Raw genomic sequence first — 16,196 nt, 5'->3', positions numbered from 1 at the left:
ACTTAGTCATTTTGGTTATTTAATATGTCGAAGGCGTATTTAATCGTTAATATACAGCCCGGTAACCTACGCATTCTTTCGCAACATATTGATCCGGACTTCTGACACTGGAATTTTTAACGCAATGACGACTCAGGCACCAGGTTCACTGCTTCCGTTATCACCGGAGCAACTCGCGCGCTTACAGGCGGCGACCACGGATTTCAACACCACTCAGATGGCCTGGCTCTCCGGCTATTTCTGGGGCATGGTCAATCAGACGCCGGGTGCGGTTGCCGCGCCAGCGCCGGTTCAGGCAGAAACCCCGACCATCACGCTGATCTCCGCCTCGCAGACCGGTAACGCGCGTCGCCTGGCTGAGCAGCTGCGTGATGACCTGCTGGCCGCCAAGCTGAGCGTCAATCTGGTTAACGCCGGCGATTACAAATTCAAGCAGATCGGTCAGGAAAAGCTGCTGGTGGTAGTGACCTCCACGCAAGGCGAGGGCGAGCCACCGGAAGAAGCCGTGGCGCTGCACAAGTTCCTGTTGTCGAAGAAAGCGCCGAAGTTTGAGGGCACCGCGTTTGCGGTGTTTGGCCTTGGCGATACCTCTTATGAGTTTTTCAGCAAAGCCGGTAAAGACTTTGATGAGCGTCTGGCTGAGCTGGGTGCAGAACGTCTGCTGGATCGTGTGGATGCTGATGTTGAATACAAAGAGCAGGCGAACGCCTGGCGTCAGCAGATCACTGAAATTCTGAAAGCGCGAGTGCCGAGCGAATCGCCAGCACAGGCCGCCATCACGGCGGCGGGCAGCGTCAATCTGGTCGACAGCAGTCCGTACACCAAAGAAGAGCCGCTGGTGGCCAGCTTTGCGGCTAACCAGAAGATCACCGGACGCGATTCGGATAAAGATGTACGTCACATTGAGATCGACCTTGGCGATTCTGGCCTGCGCTACCAGCCGGGCGATGCGCTGGGCGTGTGGTTTGAAAACGATGACGAACTGGTGCAGGAATTGCTGCAGCTGGTGTGGCTTAAAGGTGACGAGCCGGTAGAGGTGCAGGGCAAAACTCTGCCGCTGGCTGAAGCGCTGAAAACGCATTTCGAGCTGACGGTCAACACGCCACAAATCGTTGAGCAGTATGCGGCGCTGTCCCGCAATGACGCGTTGCTGGCGCTGGCCGGTGACAAGCCGAAGCTGCAGAGCTATGCGCAGAGCTTCCCGATTGTCGATATGGTGCGTCAGGCACCAACAGAACTGAATGCCGAACAATTAACTGGCCTGCTGCGTCCGCTGACGCCGCGCCTGTATTCAATTGCCTCTTCACAGGCGGAGAACGAAACCGAAGTGCACATCACCGTGGGTGCGGTGCGCTTTGAAATTGACGGTCGCCAGCGCGGCGGCGGCGCCTCAACCTGGTTAGCGGATCGTATCGAAGAGGATGGCGAAATTCGCGTCTTCATTGAGCACAACGATAACTTCCGCTTACCGGCTAATCCGGAAACGCCAGTGATCATGATTGGTCCGGGCACCGGCATCGCGCCGTTCCGTTCCTTTATGCAGCAGCGTGACAACGATGGCGCAGGCGGTAAAAACTGGCTGTTCTTCGGCAACCCGCACTTCACCGATGATTTCCTTTATCAGGTGGAGTGGCAGAAGTACGTCAAAGATGGCCTGCTGACCAATATCGATCTGGCATGGTCACGCGATCAGGCCGAGAAAGTTTACGTACAAGATAAAATCCGCGCCAAAGGTGCGGAGGTGTGGAGCTGGTTACAGGAAGGCGCGCACCTTTACGTCTGCGGCGACGCCAATCGTATGGCGAAAGACGTTGAGCAGGCATTACTGGATGTGGTGGTCGAACACGGCGGCATGGATCGTGAAACGGCTGACGAATTTTTAAGTGAGCTGCGCATTGAGCGCCGTTATCAGCGAGACGTTTACTAATGAGCGAAAAACATCCTGGACCGCTGGTCGTTGAAGGCAAGCTGGTCGACGCTGAGCGTCTGAAAAAACAGAGCAACTACCTGCGCGGCACCATCCTCGATGATCTCGACGATGGTCTGACCGGCGGCTTCACCGGCGACAACTTCCTGCTGATCCGTTTCCACGGTATGTACCAGCAGGATGACCGCGACATTCGTGCCGAGCGCGCAGCGCAGAAACTCGAACCGCGTCACGCCATGATGCTGCGCTGCCGTCTGCCGGGCGGCATCATCACGCCAACGCAGTGGCTGGCGATTGATAAATTCGCCACCGATAAAACCATTTACGGCAGCATCCGTTTGACTAACCGTCAGACTTTCCAGTTTCACGGCATTCTGAAGAAGAACGTGAAGCCGACGCACCAGATGCTGCACGAAGTCGGGCTGGATGCGCTGGCGACCGCCAACGACGTTAACCGTAACGTGCTGTGCACCTCGAATCCGGTGGAATCAGAGCTGCATCAGGAAGCGTACGAATGGGCGAAAAAGCTGTCAGAGCATCTGCTGCCGCAAACCCGCGCTTACGCTGAAATCTGGTGGGACAAAGAGAAGGTCGCGACCACAGATAAAGAGCCGATTCTTGGCGAAACCTATCTGCCGCGTAAATTCAAAACCACGGTTGTGGTGCCGCCGCATAACGATGTCGATCTGCACGCCAATGACCTGAACTTCATCGCCATCGCCGAGAAGGGCAAGCTGATTGGCTTTAACCTGCTGGTTGGCGGTGGTTTGTCGATTGATCACGGTAACAAAGCGACCTACGCGCGCACCGCGAGCGAGTTCGGCTTCCTGCCGGTTGAGAAGATCCTCGACGTGGCGGCTGCTGTCGTCACTACGCAGCGCGATTGGGGTAACCGTACCGATCGTAAAAATGCCAAGACCAAGTACACGCTGGAACGCGTCGGCGTTGAGACCTTCAAAGCGGAAGTGGAAAAGCGCGCCGGTCTGACATTCGAACCGATTCGTCCGTATGCGTTCACTTCGCGCGGCGACCGTATTGGCTGGGTGAAAGGCATCGATAAGAAATGGCACCTGACGCTGTTCATCGAGAACGGCCGTCTGCTGGATTATCCTGGCCGTCCGCTGAAACGCGGCATTGCCGAAATTGCCAAAATTCATCAGGGTGATTTCCGCCTAACCGCCAACCAGAACCTGATTGTGGCTGGCGTGCCGGAGAAGCAAAAAGCGCAGATCGAAGCCATCGCCCGTGAACACGGTTTGATGGAAGCGGTCACGCCGCAGCGTGAAAACTCCATGGCATGTGTGGCGTTCCCGACTTGTCCGCTGGCGATGGCCGAAGCCGAGCGCTTCCTGCCGTCGTTCGTCACCAAAGTGGAAGAGATTATGCACAAGCACGGCGTCGGCGAAGAGCACATAGTGTTACGCGTTACCGGTTGCCCAAATGGTTGTGGCCGTGCTTTGCTGGCGGAGTTAGGTCTGGTGGGTAAAGCGCCGGGTCGTTACAACTTACACATTGGCGGCAACCGCGAAGGTACGCGCATCCCACGCATGTACCGCGAGAACATCAACGAAGGCGAAATCCTTGCCAGCATCGATGAGCTAGTGGCGCGCTGGGCAACCGAGCGTCAGGCCGATGAAGGCTTTGGCGACTTCGTGATTCGCACCGGCATCATTAAAGCCGTGGTTGATCCCGCCCGTGATTTCTGGGACTCGGAGGCAGTATGACGGTACTCGATCTCGCAGCACTGAATGGTTCATCAAAAGTTGACCGCATTATGGCGCTGGCTGAAAGCAACGTGCAGCTGGAGAAACTCTCCGCTGAACAACGTGTGGGCTGGGCATTAGAACAGCTGCCAGGCGCATTTGTTCTGTCATCCAGCTTTGGTATTCAGGCGGCGGTTTTGCTGCATATGGTGACGCAGCAGAAGCCGGACATTCCGGTGATCCTGACCGATACCGGTTATCTGTTCCCGGAAACCTATCGCTTTATTGATGAGCTGACCGATAAGCTCAATCTCAACCTGCAGATTTTCCGTGCTGATACCTCAGCGGCATGGCAGGAAGCACGTTACGGCAAACTGTGGGAGCAGGGCGTCGAAGGGATTGAGCAGTACAACCAGATCAACAAAGTGGAACCGATGAACCGCGCGCTGGAAACGCTGGGCGCGCAAACCTGGTTTGCTGGCCTGCGCCGCGATCAATCTGGCAGTCGCGCCAGCTTGCCGGTGCTGGCGGTGCAGCGCGGCGTGTTCAAGATTCTGCCGATCATTGATTGGGATAACCGTCAGGTGCATCAATATCTGACCCAACACGGATTGAAATACCATCCGCTGTGGGATGAAGGTTATCTGTCAGTGGGCGATACGCATACCACCAAAAAGTGGGAACCGGGCATGGCAGAAGAAGAGACACGCTTCTTCGGCCTGAAGCGCGAATGCGGGTTGCATGAGGGGTGATTGACCAGGTCGGCATAAATGCCGACCCTACAACGTAGGGAGCGCATTCATGCGCTCCTTTTTAATCAAATCCCTTTCAACACCGCAAACTCTTCCGCCGCACGCGTCACATTCACTTTCGTCACTTCATAATGTGCCACTGCCACAAACGGATCTTCCGCCAGAATGGTATCCAGCCGCGCACGATCAATATCCTTCACCAGCAGCACGCCGCCGGTGCGCGGATCTTTACGTCCCGCCGCAATAAATACGCCGCTGTCAAAATAGCGATTAAGCCACGCAACATGTGGGTCGAGTAACGCTTCCACTTCTTCTACCGGACGAAAATAGTTCAGATATACCACGTACATAGTGAATCCTCAGGTTGTCGGATTAGCGAGCTCGGTTAGCAGCGGCAGCAGAATCTTCACGCTATCACGCGTGCGTTGCGTGATGCGGCCTGGCAGCCAGTGATCGAGATAGTTGAGGTTATCGCGCTCGGTTTGATGGCGCACATTGCCTGTCGGGAAATGGCTGGATCGCGCACGCTGTTGCTGCCCATCTTTATTGCCCAGCGCCCAGTTGGCGGCGGTGACATCCAGCAATGGCATGCCGGCTTTATCGAACGGATTGACGCCGGGATAATCGCGTGCGGTCATCGCGTGGCTGGCGGCGGAGATGCCGTAACGGTGCGCCAGTTGCACGGCGCGCGCGCTGGTCTGCTTGCGTACCGCTGATGGTGTATTGATGCCGCTATTAAAGTAGAGATGATCGCCGACGATCAGGCTATTCAGATCGATCACCAGCAGCGTGTTCTTCTTCTCCTGTGTGCTCATGCGCGCCAGATAATCATCCATGCCATGCAAACCGGCTTCACCGGCGCTCAGCGCCACAAAGCGCACGCCGTAATGCAGCGGCGTCTTACTCAGTGCCTGCGCCAGCTCCAGCATCACGCCCAGCCCGGAGGCATTGTCATCCACGCCCTGCAAGCGCAGGCCGCCGAGATTGTTATCCGCTTCATGGCGGCTGAGCGGTGTCCAGGTATCCAGATGCGTAACGATCAGGATCTCCTGCGGCACTTCACCGGCACGCGCGGCAATCACCGAGGTGGCCGTGACTTTGTGCGTGCGGCTCTCGCCCTTTTTCTCCAGCCAGTTATAGCTGGTTTTGAACTGGCGGGTATTACTCTGATATCCCAACTGGCTGAACTGCTGTTGCAGATAATCGGCAGTCAGCAACTCGGCCGGGCTGCCGCTCATGCGGCCGGGGAAATAGGTGGCGATATGGCGTAATTGCTGTTCGGCAAAATGCCCCGGCGCGGTAGAAGTGCTCGCAGCCTGAGCGAAGAAAGGCAAACCGCCCGCAAGCAGTGCTGCCAGCACGCAGCGGCGGAAAGTGGCAAACATAGTGATAGTCCTTTTCTGACATCCAGTGATGCTAAAAAAATTCCGAGATAGTATGAAACTGTGATGACGCTTGCACAATTTGATTTGCTCCGAAACACCAGCAATATCATTTGTTAAGCACAAAATGTTATCAGCAATCCTGGGTCGTTATTCCATTCGGTAACTACTCATTCCAATTCGTAATTTCATCTGTCCGAAGGGCGGGACGTATAGTCGCGTTAACTTATTGTAAAACTAGCAAGGTTAACGTGGATTATCTGCCTCTCTTTGCCGATCTCAAAAGCCGTCCGGTGCTGGTTGTCGGCGGTGGCGAAATCGCTGCGCGCAAAATAGAACTGCTGCGGCGTGCCGGTGCGCGCGTGCTGGTCGCCGCGCGCGAACTCGGCCATGAGCTGCAGGCGCTGCTGGAAATTGAGGCGATTGAATGGATCGCCCACAGCTTCGATCCGGCGCAGCTGGATGGCGTGTTCCTTGTGATTGCCGCTACCGATGACAACGCGCTCAACGCGCAGGTGTTCGATGCCGCCAACGCGCGCCACAAGCTGGTGAACGTGGTGGACGATCAGCCGAAATGCAGCTTTATCTTCCCGTCGATTGTTGACCGTTCACCGCTGGTGGTGGCGATCTCTTCCAGCGGCACCGCGCCGGTGTTAGCGCGCTTGCTGCGTGAAAAAATTGAAGCCTTGCTGCCGGCCAATCTCGGACAGATGGCGGAAGTGGCTGGGCAGTGGCGCGAAAAGGTCAAGCAGCGCTATCACCGCATGTCTGAACGCCGTCGTTTCTGGGAGCGCGCCTTTAATGGTCTGTTCGCCAGCCAAATGGCGGCGGGCAACGTCAATGAAGCGCGGCGCACGCTGGATCACGAGCTGGAAAACGATAGCGACAATCAGGGTGAAATCACGCTGGTGGGCGCCGGTCCGGGCGACAGCGGTTTGCTGACGCTGCGTGGCTTGCAGGTGATGCAGCTGGCCGATGTGGTGTTGTATGACCATCTGGTCAGCGACGAAGTCCTCGAATTAGTTCGCCGCGATGCCGACCGCATCTGCGTCGGTAAACGCGCCGGTGCGCATTCGGTGCCGCAGGAAGAGACCAATCAGATGCTGGTGACGCTGGCTAAACAGGGCAAACGCGTGGTGCGTCTCAAAGGCGGCGATCCGTTTATCTTTGGCCGCGGTGGCGAAGAGCTGCAGGCGGCGCAGGCGGCGGGCATTCCGTTCCAGGTGGTGCCGGGCATTACCGCGGCGGCAGGCGCAACCGCTTATGCCGGTATCCCGCTGACCCATCGCGACCACGCGCAGAGCGTGCTGTTTATTACCGGTCACTGCCGCGCTGATGGCGACGGCATTGATTGGCCGTCGCTGGCGCGCGCACGTCAAACCTTAGCGATTTATATGGGCACGGTGAAAGCGGCGGAAATCGCTGCCGGGCTTATCGAACATGGCCGCGCGGCCTCCACACCGGTGGCGGTGATTGGGCGCGGCACGCGTCAGGATCAGCAGGTGCTGACCGGAACCTTAGATCAACTGGAAGCGCTGGCAGCCGCCGCGCCCACGCCAGCACTGTTAGTGATTGGCGAAGTAGTGAACTTGCACGGGCAATTGGCCTGGTTCCAACATTCGGCACAGCAGGGGGCTCGCGAGTCCGCCGTTGTCAATTTGGCTTGAGGAAAAATTATGGACCAAAATCGACTTACTCATCTGCGACAGCTGGAGGCAGAGAGTATCCATATCATCCGCGAGGTGGCGGCCGAGTTCAGCAATCCGGTGATGATGTACTCCATCGGTAAAGACTCCTCGGTCATGCTGCATCTGGCGCGCAAAGCCTTCTATCCGGGCACGCTGCCGTTTCCGCTGCTGCATGTTGATACCGGCTGGAAATTCCGTGAAATGTACGAGTTCCGCGATCGCACCGTGAAAGCGATGGGCGCGGAGCTGCTGGTGCATCGCAACCCGGAAGGCGTGGCGATGGGCATCAACCCGTTCGTCCACGGCAGCGCCAAACACACCGATATCATGAAAACCGAAGGCCTGAAGCAGGCGCTGAACAAATACGGCTTTGATGCGGCATTTGGCGGCGCGCGTCGTGATGAAGAGAAGTCGCGCGCGAAAGAGCGTATCTACTCCTTCCGCGATCGCTTCCACCGCTGGGACCCGAAAAATCAGCGTCCTGAGCTGTGGCACAACTACAACGGCCAGATTAACAAAGGCGAAAGCATCCGCGTGTTCCCGCTCTCCAACTGGACCGAGTTGGATATCTGGCAGTACATCTTCCTGGAAAATATCGAGATCGTGCCGCTGTATCTCGCCGCGCCGCGTCCGGTGCTGGAGCGTGATGGCATGCTGATGATGATCGATGACGACCGTATCGATCTGCAGCCAGGCGAAGTGATCAAACAGCGCATGGTGCGTTTCCGTACCCTCGGCTGCTGGCCGCTGACCGGTGCGGTGGAATCAGAAGCGCAGACGCTGCCGGAAATTATTGAAGAGATGCTGGTCTCCACCACCAGTGAACGCCAGGGCCGCGTGATTGACCGCGACCAGGCCGGTTCGATGGAAATGAAGAAACGTCAGGGTTATTTCTAAGGAGACGCAGATGAATACCGTTATTGCACAACAGATTGCCGATCAGGGCGGCGTAGAAGCCTGGCTGACCGCGCAACAACATAAAAGCCTGCTGCGTTTCCTGACCTGCGGTAGCGTCGACGACGGCAAAAGTACCTTGATTGGTCGCCTGCTGCACGACACGCGTCAAATTTATGAAGATCAGCTCTCCTCGCTGCACAACGACAACAAACGTCACGGCACCCAGGGCGAGAAGCTGGATCTGGCATTACTGGTTGATGGCTTGCAGGCCGAGCGCGAGCAGGGCATTACTATCGATGTGGCGTATCGCTACTTCTCTACCGAGAAGCGTAAATTCATTATTGCTGATACGCCGGGACACGAGCAGTACACCCGCAACATGGCGACCGGCGCATCGACCTGCGATTTGGCGATCCTGCTGATCGATGCGCGTAAAGGCGTGCTGGATCAGACGCGTCGTCACAGCTTTATCTCCACGCTGCTGGGCATCAAGCATCTGGTGGTCGCCATCAATAAGATGGATCTGGTGGAGTACAAGCAAGAGACCTTCGAGCAGATCAAACAGGATTACCTCGATTTCGCCGCGCAACTGCCGGAAGACCTCGATATTCGCTTTGTGCCGATGTCGGCGCTGGAAGGCGATAACGTGGCAACGCCAAGCGTCACCATGCCGTGGTACAGCGGCCCAACACTACTCGATGTATTAGAAACGGTTGAACTGAACCGCGTGGTGGATCATCAGCCGATGCGTTTCCCGGTGCAGTATGTCAACCGTCCGAATCTCGATTTCCGTGGTTATGCCGGTACGCTGGCTTCGGGCGTGGTGAAAGTCGGCCAGCGCGTGAAAGTGCTGCCTTCTGGTGTTGAATCTAGCATCTCGCGTATCGTCACCTTCGATGGCGACCTGCCTGAAGCGGGCGCTGGTGAAGCGATTACGCTGGTGCTGAAAGATGAGATCGACATCAGCCGTGGCGATCTGCTGGTAGATGCGGAAGCCGATCTGCAGGCAGTGCAATCCGCCAACGTTGACGTGGTGTGGATGGCGGAACAGCCGCTGCAGCCGGGGCAAAGTTACGAAGTGAAGATCGCCGGTAAGAAAACCCGCGCGCGCGTGGAGAAAGTGATCCATCAGGTGGAGATCAACTCGCTGGAGAAGCGCACGGTGGATAGCCTGCCGCTTAACGGCATTGGCCTGGTGGAACTGACCTTTGACGAACCGATGGTGCTGGACGCTTATCGTCAGAATCCGGTGACCGGCGGCATGATCTTTATCGATCGCCTGAGCAACGTGACGGTTGGCGCGGGCATGATCAATCAGCCGCTGACCGATGTGCGTGCGCAAGCGGGCCAGTTCAGCGATTTCGAGCTGGAACTGAACGCGCTGGTACGTCGTCACTTCCCACACTGGAACGCGCGCGATCTGCTGGGTGGCAAGTAATGGCGCAGCACGATGAAAACGTGGTGTGGCACGATCATCCGGTAACGCGCGAGGAGCGCGAACAGCAGCACGGCCATCAAGGCGTGGTGCTGTGGTTCACCGGGCTTTCCGGCTCGGGGAAATCTACCGTGGCCGGCGCGCTGGAGCAGGCGCTGCATCGGGCGGGGGTGAATACCTATCTGCTGGATGGCGACAACGTGCGTCACGGCCTGTGCCGTGACCTCGGCTTCAGCGATGACGATCGTAAAGAGAACATTCGCCGCGTCGGCGAAGTGGCGAAACTGATGGTCGATGCCGGTTTAGTAGTGTTGACCGCCTTTATCTCGCCGCATCGCGCGGAACGTAACATGGTGCGCGATCTGCTCGCGGAAGGGCAGTTTATCGAAGTGTTTGTCGATACGCCGTTGGTGGTGTGCGAAGCGCGCGATCCTAAAGGTTTATACAAAAAAGCCCGTGCCGGTGAGCTGCGAAATTTCACCGGCATCGATAGCGTTTACGAGGCGCCAGACGCCCCGGAAATCCACCTTGATGGCGAACAATTGGTTACAAAACTCGCCGGCCAATTGTTAGACCTGCTGCGTCACCGCGATATCATCAGATCCTGAACCGACAGCGGCAAATCCCTCTGGGTTTGCCGCGCTTAGCGTCAACAGGACCTCTATGCAGAACGTAACGCCCATGCTAGCCCGCAAAGATGAACGCACCCCGGATGAGCCTCGCTCGTCACTGCCGGGCGGCGTGTTTGGCTTTCTCTCGTACTGGTGCGCGCTGGCGATTCCGTTCATGCTCTACGGCTCCAACACGCTGTTCTTCTTCCTCTACACCTGGCCATTCTTCCTCGCGCTGCTGCCGGTTTCGGTGCTGATTGGCATCGTGCTCAGCCTGATGATCCGCACTCACTTATTCTGGAGCGGTATCGCCACGGCGATGGTGGTGATATGCCTGTTCTGGCTGCTGTTCTCATTTCTCTCTGGTTGGTAACGCCCAGCTGATGTGCAAACGCATCGGCAGGTTACAAAACTTTACCTGCCGTCTCGCCTTCTACTCTGGCATTATTTGTCCGGCTAAACGCCCGTGCGCGGCATTTTCGCCGCCGCTGTGGAGTCCAGCGTCAAGTTATGGGATGATTGGGCCGTTTTTCAGGGGGCGGGGATGGGAAAACTGACGTTACTGCTACTCGTGCTGCTGGGATGGCTTCAATATTCCCTGTGGCTGGGTAAGAACGGTATTCATGACTATACGCGCGTCAACGAAGACGTCGCGTCACAACAGGCGAATAACGCCAAGCTTAAAGCGCGTAACGATCAGCTATTCGCCGAAATTGACGATCTCAATGGCGGCTCTGAAGCGATCGAAGAACGCGCACGTAATGAACTGGGCATGATTAAGCCCGGTGAGACTTTCTATCGTCTGGTGCCAGACCAGAACAAACGTAACGCGCAACAAGCTGCGCAAAATCAACAACGATAAGCCATGAACAAGCGCCCGATCCTTGCGGATGTGATTGCCGTGGTGCCCGCCGCAGGTGTGGGCAGCCGTATGCAGGCTGCCTGCCCAAAACAGTATCTGACCATTGGTCAATTCACCCTTCTTGAACACAGCGTCGCACGTCTGCTGGCACATCCTGCGGTAAAACAGGTGATTGTGCCGGTCAGCAATGACGATGGCTGGTTCGACTCACTGCCGCTGGCGCAGGATTCCCGCATTCTCAGAGTGACCGGTGGCGACACGCGAGCCGAATCGGTGCTGGCGGGCTTAAATGCTATTCAACACAGCGAATGGGTGCTGGTGCATGACGCCGCGCGTCCTTGCCTGCATCCGGACGATTTAGCGCGCCTGTTAGCGGTACGTGAATACAGCAAGGTTGGCGGGATTCTGGCCGCGCCGGTGCGCGACACCATGAAGCGCGCCGAACCCGGCAAAACCGCCATTGCCCACACCGTTGAACGCGAGGATTTATGGCACGCGTTAACACCGCAATTTTTCCCGCATCAACTGCTCACTGCTTGCCTGACGCGCGCACTCCATGAAGGCGCTACCATTACCGATGAAGCGTCGGCGCTGGAGTATTGCGGTTATCATCCGGCGTTAGTGAGCGGACGTAGCGACAATATTAAGGTGACGCGGCCAGAAGATCTGGCGCTGGCGGCCTTCTATCTTACCCAGATTCAGTTACAGGAGAGCGCATGATGCGTATCGGTCACGGTTTTGACGTTCACGCTTTTGGCGGCGAAGGTCCGTTAGTGATTGGCGGGGTGCGTATTCCCTTCGAACACGGTTTTATTGCCCATTCTGATGGTGACGTGGCGCTGCATGCGTTGACCGATGCCTTACTCGGCGCGGTAGCGATGGGCGATATCGGCAAGTTATTCCCGGATACCGATCCGGCGTTTAAAGGCGCTGACAGCCGTGGTTTGCTGCGTGAAGCCTGGCGTCGAATCCAGCTGAAAGGCTATCGCATCGGTAACGTCGATGTGACCATCATTGCGCAGGCACCGAAAATGTTGCCGCATGTGCCGCAGATGCGCGTCAATATCGCCGAAGATCTCGGATGCCATATGGACGACGTCAACGTCAAAGCCACCACCACCGAAAAGCTTGGCTTTACCGGTCGTGGCGAAGGAATTGCCTGTGAAGCGGTCGCGTTGCTGATAAAGGCCGATCAGGCATGAGTGAGCTGCATTACCTGCACGGCGTGCCCACTGCCACCGGCGTCATCAAAGCCAATCCCGAAGATTTTGTGGTGATTGAAGATCTCGGCTACCCCTACGATGGCGAAGGCGAGCAGTTGCTGGTGCGCATCCGTAAAATTGGCTGCAATACGCGCTTTGTCGCCGAAGCCATCGCCAAGTTTCTCGGCGTGCCGGTGCGCGATCTCAGCTATGCCGGCATGAAAGATCGTCATGCAGTCACCGAGCAAACGCTCTGTTTCCGCGTGCCCGGCAATGGCATGCCGAATCTGGCGGGATTCCAGCTGGAAGGCGTTGAGATCCTGCAGGTAATTCGCCACAAGCGTAAACTGCGTACCGGCGCGCTGGCGGGCAATGCGTTCCGCTTAGTGCTGCGTCAGATTTCCGATCGCCGTGAAGTCGACGCACGTTTGCAGCTGATTCAACAGCGCGGCGTGCCGAACTATTTTGGTGAGCAGCGCTTTGGTCGCGGCGGGAACAACCTGACGCAGGCGAAACAGTGGGCGAAGGAGACATTCCGTCCGCGCGATCGCAATATGAAAGGTTTGCTGTTGTCAGCGACCCGAAGTCATCTGTTTAATCAGGTGACCAGCGCGCGTTTGCAGCGTGATGGCGCTCTGGATGTGGTGCAGGTAGGCGATGCGGTGCAGCTGGCCGGTCGCGGCAGCTGGTTTGTGGCGCAGGCGGAAGAGTTGTCTGACGTACAGCAGCGCGTTGATAATCATCAGCTGCGTATTACTGCGCCGCTGCCGGGGCGCGGCGATCCGGGTCCACAAGGCGATGCGCTGCTTTTTGAGCAGCAGAGCCTGGCAGGCGCAGAAGAATTGATTACACTGCTTGAGCGCGAGCGCGTTGATGCCGCACGCCGTGCAATGCTGGTGGTGCCAAAGGATCTGCGCTGGGAATGGTGGGATGATGTGACGCTGGAGATGCAGTTCTGGCTGCCCGCCGGCAGCTTTGCCACCAGCGTGGTGCGTGAGCTTCTCCAACAAGAAGGTAACGATGCGGATATTGCTGAGTAACGATGATGGAATTCATGCGCCGGGTATTCAGACGCTGGCGCGTGCTTTACGTGAGTTTGCCGAGGTGCAGGTTGTCGCGCCCGATCGCAATCGTAGCGGCGCATCAAACTCGTTAACGCTGGAAACGCCGCTGCGTACCTTTACGCACGAAAACGGTGATATCGCGGTGCAGATGGGCACGCCAACTGACTGCGTGTTCCTCGGCGTTAACAAGCTGATGCAGCCGCGTCCCGACATCGTGGTGTCCGGCATCAATGCCGGTCCAAATCTTGGCGACGATGTGATTTACTCCGGTACCGTCGCTGCGGCGATGGAAGGGCGCCATCTGGGCTTGCCTGCGCTTGCCGTTTCGCTCAACGGACATCAGCATTACGACACCGCCGCATCCATCACCTGTACGCTGTTACGCGCGCTGTCGCGTGCTCCGCTGCGTACTGGCCGCATTCTCAATATCAATGTGCCTGATTTACCGTTAGCGGAGATCAAAGGTTTCCGCGTTACCCGCTGCGGCAGCCGTCATCCCGCCGATCAGGTTATCTGCACCGAAGATCCGCGCGGCCAGCCGCTCTATTGGATTGGCCCGCCGGGGCAAAAGCTGGATGCAGGCCCGGATACCGATTTCGCTGCGGTGGATGCGGGCTATGTTTCGCTGACCGCGCTGCATGTGGACTTGACCGCGCATGCAGCACAAGAGGTATTAAGTGACTGGCTGATCCAGACAGAGGTAAAACTCGCATGGTGAATCGCCGCATCGAAACGCTTTTAGAGCAACTGCGCGCGCAGGGCATTCATGATGAACACCTGCTGAAAGCCATTGCTGATGTGCCGCGCGAGCGTTTTATCGATGAGGCGTTTGAACATAAAGCCTGGGAAAACGTCGCGCTGCCAATTGGCAACGGCCAGACCATCTCTCAGCCTTACATGGTAGCGCGCATGACCGCCTTGTTAGAGCTGACGCCGGAATCGCGCGTGCTGGAAATCGGCACCGGTTCTGGCTATCAGACCGCTATTCTGGCGCATCTGGTTAATCATGTTTATTCCGTTGAACGCATCAAGGGCTTGCAGTGGCAGGCTAAGCGCCGCCTCAAGCAACTCGATCTGCACAATATTTCCACCCGACATGGCGATGGCTGGCAGGGCTGGGCGACGCGTGGCCCGTTTGATGCCATTATCGTGACCGCCGCGCCGCCTGAAATTCCGACTTTGCTGATAGCGCAATTAGGTGACGGCGGCAAAATGGTGCTGCCGGTTGGCGAGGATCAGCAGGTGTTGAAGCGTTTGCGTCGTCAGGGCGATGAATTGATTGAAGAAATCATCGAGCCTGTGCGCTTTGTGCCGTTGGTTCAGGGCGATCTGGCCTAAGTCACCCTTACGCAATTCTTCACAACTGTTACATGGCACGGCACAGTTGATATTGTTACTATCCTTGTTTATCAATGCTAAAAACCGTTTTTAACGTTACGCGCAGTGGATAATGCGGTTAACGCCGTTACACATTTATATTCAGGGTTGCCATCACGGGGGATCAGTGAGCATGGGAAGCACAGCATTTCAATTACGCCGTTTGGCGGCACTTTCTTTGGTAGGTTTTTGGCTGGCGGGCTGTAGTTCTGGCGATAATACACAGGCACCTATTAGCCAGATTGGTGGTAACAGCGGCGATAGCGGTATGGCTTCAGCCCCAAGTGGCGGCATGATCTCTTCGCAAAACAGCACTGTGCCAGCGATGCCGCATGGCGGAATGTTAAGCGGCGGCACACCATCGGCGCAACCGTCAGGTGGAATGGTAAGTGACAATAATAATGTGGCCACAGAAAATGGTCGCATTGTGTACAATCGCAATTATGGGAATATTCCTAAAGGTAGCTACGGCGGCGAAACCTATACCGTAAAACGTGGCGATACCTTGTTCTATATTGCCTGGATTACCGGCAACGATTTTCGCGATTTGGCACAGCGCAACAACATCGCAGCCCCGTATGGCTTGAATGCCGGGCAAACGCTGCAGGTGGGCAACGGCAATGGCCAAACCATCACCGGTGGAAACGCTATCACCGTAGCTGATGCAACTCAGGGCGGCGTGCCAGTTACCCCGAGCCAGACGCAAATTAAATCCACCCCTGTTGCACAGCAACCTGTTATTACGTATTCTGATGATTCGGGTAATTCGTCGGGTAGCAAATTGCTGCCGTCGAAAGGAGCAAATAATGTGGCAACGACCACAGCTCCGGTTGTCGCACCACCTACAGTCAGCAGCACGACTAACAGCACAACTCCAGTGGGAAGCTGGCGTTGGCCGACTGATGGGAAGATCATCGATAACTTCTCCGCTGCGGAAGGCGGAAACAAAGGGGTCGATATCGCCGGTTCGCGTGGACAACCTGTTGTCGCCACAGCTTCGGGAAGAGTGGTGTACGCAGGCAACGCGCTCCGTGGGTACGGTAATTTAATCATCATCAAACACAATGATGACTACCTGAGCGCCTACGCCCACAACGACTCTATGCTGGTCCGGGAACAACAGGAAGTTAAGGCGGGGCAAAAAATCGCTACCATGGGTAGCACCGGTACCAGTTCAGTACGATTGCACTTTGAAATTCGTTACAAGGGGAAATCCGTAAACCCGTTGCGTTATTTACCGCAGCGATAATCCGGCAGAACCTTGGTTCTGCCCTTGGATCACGGGTAGGAGCCGCT

The 16,196-nt window shown here is 56.7% G+C and carries 17 protein-coding genes; 15 read left to right on the top strand and 2 right to left on the bottom strand.

What is annotated here, in order from left to right; translation table 11 throughout:
• Positions 1 to 124 precede the first annotated feature (124 nt).
• Genes cysJ through ACXIZX_RS14640 form a run of 3 tightly spaced genes read left to right on the top strand, consistent with a single transcriptional unit; the run spans position 125 to position 4,382 of the window.
• On the top strand, positions 125 to 1,927 hold the full coding sequence (cysJ, locus tag ACXIZX_RS14650; protein ID WP_179452264.1) for an NADPH-dependent assimilatory sulfite reductase flavoprotein subunit: 1,803 nt from the start codon (positions 125 to 127) through the stop codon (positions 1,925 to 1,927).
• Positions 1,927 to 3,651, top strand: a complete 1,725-nt coding sequence (gene cysI, locus ACXIZX_RS14645; protein WP_179452265.1) for an assimilatory sulfite reductase (NADPH) hemoprotein subunit — start codon at positions 1,927 to 1,929, stop codon at positions 3,649 to 3,651. The genes cysJ and cysI overlap by 1 nt, the downstream gene beginning before the upstream one ends.
• On the top strand, positions 3,648 to 4,382 hold the full coding sequence (locus ACXIZX_RS14640; protein ID WP_008104559.1) for a phosphoadenylyl-sulfate reductase: 735 nt from the start codon (positions 3,648 to 3,650) through the stop codon (positions 4,380 to 4,382). The genes cysI and ACXIZX_RS14640 overlap by 4 nt, the downstream gene beginning before the upstream one ends.
• Positions 4,383 to 4,447: 65 nt before the next feature.
• On the opposite strand, the gene ACXIZX_RS14635 is transcribed toward ACXIZX_RS14640, so the two are convergent.
• Positions 4,448 to 4,732 (bottom strand): YciI family protein, encoded by a 285-nt coding sequence (locus ACXIZX_RS14635; RefSeq protein WP_008104557.1) that lies wholly within the window; start codon positions 4,730 to 4,732, stop codon positions 4,448 to 4,450.
• A 9-nt stretch (positions 4,733 to 4,741) separates the two neighbouring features.
• A complete protein-coding gene (locus tag ACXIZX_RS14630) occupies positions 4,742 to 5,767 on the bottom strand; it encodes an aminopeptidase (protein WP_479404421.1) in 1,026 nt (341 codons plus the stop codon).
• 248 nt (positions 5,768 to 6,015) lie between these two features.
• Here ACXIZX_RS14630 and cysG point away from each other — a divergent pair, with 248 nt between their 5' ends.
• The 12 genes from cysG to nlpD all read left to right on the top strand — a co-directional run bounded on the left by cysG (position 6,016) and on the right by nlpD (position 16,149).
• Positions 6,016 to 7,431, top strand: a complete 1,416-nt coding sequence (gene cysG, locus ACXIZX_RS14625) for a siroheme synthase CysG (RefSeq protein ID WP_179452267.1) — start codon at positions 6,016 to 6,018, stop codon at positions 7,429 to 7,431.
• Between the two features lie 9 nt (positions 7,432 to 7,440).
• The gene (cysD, locus tag ACXIZX_RS14620; protein WP_007893231.1) at positions 7,441 to 8,349 is read left to right on the top strand and encodes a sulfate adenylyltransferase subunit CysD; all 909 of its coding nucleotides are present in this window, start codon (positions 7,441 to 7,443) and stop codon (positions 8,347 to 8,349) included.
• 10 nt (positions 8,350 to 8,359) lie between these two features.
• Positions 8,360 to 9,787 carry a sulfate adenylyltransferase subunit CysN gene (cysN, locus tag ACXIZX_RS14615; protein ID WP_479404420.1) on the top strand — a complete coding sequence of 476 codons (1,428 nt, stop codon included), beginning with the start codon at positions 8,360 to 8,362 and terminating at the stop codon, positions 9,785 to 9,787.
• On the top strand, positions 9,787 to 10,392 hold the full coding sequence (gene cysC, locus ACXIZX_RS14610) for an adenylyl-sulfate kinase (RefSeq protein ID WP_061719931.1): 606 nt from the start codon (positions 9,787 to 9,789) through the stop codon (positions 10,390 to 10,392). The genes cysN and cysC overlap by 1 nt, the downstream gene beginning before the upstream one ends.
• A gap of 55 nt (positions 10,393 to 10,447) precedes the next feature.
• Positions 10,448 to 10,768: a DUF3561 family protein gene (locus tag ACXIZX_RS14605; protein ID WP_008104547.1), complete on the top strand. Its 321-nt coding sequence runs from the start codon at positions 10,448 to 10,450 to the stop codon at positions 10,766 to 10,768.
• Between the two features lie 171 nt (positions 10,769 to 10,939).
• Positions 10,940 to 11,257, top strand: coding sequence for a cell division protein FtsB (ftsB, locus tag ACXIZX_RS14600; protein ID WP_007893240.1), 318 nt, complete (start codon positions 10,940 to 10,942; stop codon positions 11,255 to 11,257).
• Between the two features lie 3 nt (positions 11,258 to 11,260).
• Positions 11,261 to 11,977, top strand: coding sequence for a 2-C-methyl-D-erythritol 4-phosphate cytidylyltransferase (gene ispD, locus ACXIZX_RS14595; protein ID WP_061719932.1), 717 nt, complete (start codon positions 11,261 to 11,263; stop codon positions 11,975 to 11,977).
• Positions 11,977 to 12,459 carry a 2-C-methyl-D-erythritol 2,4-cyclodiphosphate synthase gene (ispF, locus tag ACXIZX_RS14590; RefSeq protein ID WP_061719965.1) on the top strand — a complete coding sequence of 161 codons (483 nt, stop codon included), beginning with the start codon at positions 11,977 to 11,979 and terminating at the stop codon, positions 12,457 to 12,459. Before ispD ends, ispF begins: the two co-directional genes overlap by 1 nt.
• Positions 12,456 to 13,499, top strand: a complete 1,044-nt coding sequence (gene truD, locus ACXIZX_RS14585) for a tRNA pseudouridine(13) synthase TruD (protein WP_479404419.1) — start codon at positions 12,456 to 12,458, stop codon at positions 13,497 to 13,499. Before ispF ends, truD begins: the two co-directional genes overlap by 4 nt.
• Entirely contained in the window at positions 13,480 to 14,241 is a 762-nt protein-coding gene (gene surE, locus ACXIZX_RS14580; RefSeq protein WP_479404418.1) for a 5'/3'-nucleotidase SurE, read from the top strand. The genes truD and surE overlap by 20 nt, the downstream gene beginning before the upstream one ends.
• The gene (locus ACXIZX_RS14575; RefSeq protein WP_008104533.1) at positions 14,235 to 14,861 is read left to right on the top strand and encodes a protein-L-isoaspartate(D-aspartate) O-methyltransferase; all 627 of its coding nucleotides are present in this window, start codon (positions 14,235 to 14,237) and stop codon (positions 14,859 to 14,861) included. The genes surE and ACXIZX_RS14575 overlap by 7 nt, the downstream gene beginning before the upstream one ends.
• Positions 14,862 to 15,033: 172 nt before the next feature.
• Positions 15,034 to 16,149 (top strand): murein hydrolase activator NlpD, encoded by a 1,116-nt coding sequence (nlpD, locus tag ACXIZX_RS14570; RefSeq protein ID WP_277967169.1) that lies wholly within the window; start codon positions 15,034 to 15,036, stop codon positions 16,147 to 16,149.
• The last annotated feature ends 47 nt before the right edge of the window (positions 16,150 to 16,196 follow it).

It is taken from the genome of Candidatus Pantoea symbiotica, from assembly GCF_056491525.1.
The sequence above is the reverse complement of the archived record's forward strand: the minus strand, read 5'-3'. Positions and strand labels throughout refer to the sequence as shown.

Coding starts and splice junctions, on each gene's coding strand:
- ACXIZX_RS14605 (WP_008104547.1), top strand. CDS start 10,448: ATGCAGAACGTAACGCCCATGCTAGCCCGCAAAGATGAACGCACCCCG.
- cysC (WP_061719931.1), top strand. CDS start 9,787: ATGGCGCAGCACGATGAAAACGTGGTGTGGCACGATCATCCGGTAACG.
- cysD (WP_007893231.1), top strand. CDS start 7,441: ATGGACCAAAATCGACTTACTCATCTGCGACAGCTGGAGGCAGAGAGT.
- cysN (WP_479404420.1), top strand. CDS start 8,360: ATGAATACCGTTATTGCACAACAGATTGCCGATCAGGGCGGCGTAGAA.
- nlpD (WP_277967169.1), top strand. CDS start 15,034: ATGGGAAGCACAGCATTTCAATTACGCCGTTTGGCGGCACTTTCTTTG.
- ACXIZX_RS14635 (WP_008104557.1), bottom strand. CDS start 4,732: ATGTACGTGGTATATCTGAACTATTTTCGTCCGGTAGAAGAAGTGGAA.
- cysI (WP_179452265.1), top strand. CDS start 1,927: ATGAGCGAAAAACATCCTGGACCGCTGGTCGTTGAAGGCAAGCTGGTC.
- cysJ (WP_179452264.1), top strand. CDS start 125: ATGACGACTCAGGCACCAGGTTCACTGCTTCCGTTATCACCGGAGCAA.
- ispD (WP_061719932.1), top strand. CDS start 11,261: ATGAACAAGCGCCCGATCCTTGCGGATGTGATTGCCGTGGTGCCCGCC.
- ispF (WP_061719965.1), top strand. CDS start 11,977: ATGCGTATCGGTCACGGTTTTGACGTTCACGCTTTTGGCGGCGAAGGT.
- ACXIZX_RS14575 (WP_008104533.1), top strand. CDS start 14,235: ATGGTGAATCGCCGCATCGAAACGCTTTTAGAGCAACTGCGCGCGCAG.
- surE (WP_479404418.1), top strand. CDS start 13,480: ATGCGGATATTGCTGAGTAACGATGATGGAATTCATGCGCCGGGTATT.
- ACXIZX_RS14630 (WP_479404421.1), bottom strand. CDS start 5,767: ATGTTTGCCACTTTCCGCCGCTGCGTGCTGGCAGCACTGCTTGCGGGC.
- truD (WP_479404419.1), top strand. CDS start 12,456: ATGAGTGAGCTGCATTACCTGCACGGCGTGCCCACTGCCACCGGCGTC.
- ftsB (WP_007893240.1), top strand. CDS start 10,940: ATGGGAAAACTGACGTTACTGCTACTCGTGCTGCTGGGATGGCTTCAA.
- ACXIZX_RS14640 (WP_008104559.1), top strand. CDS start 3,648: ATGACGGTACTCGATCTCGCAGCACTGAATGGTTCATCAAAAGTTGAC.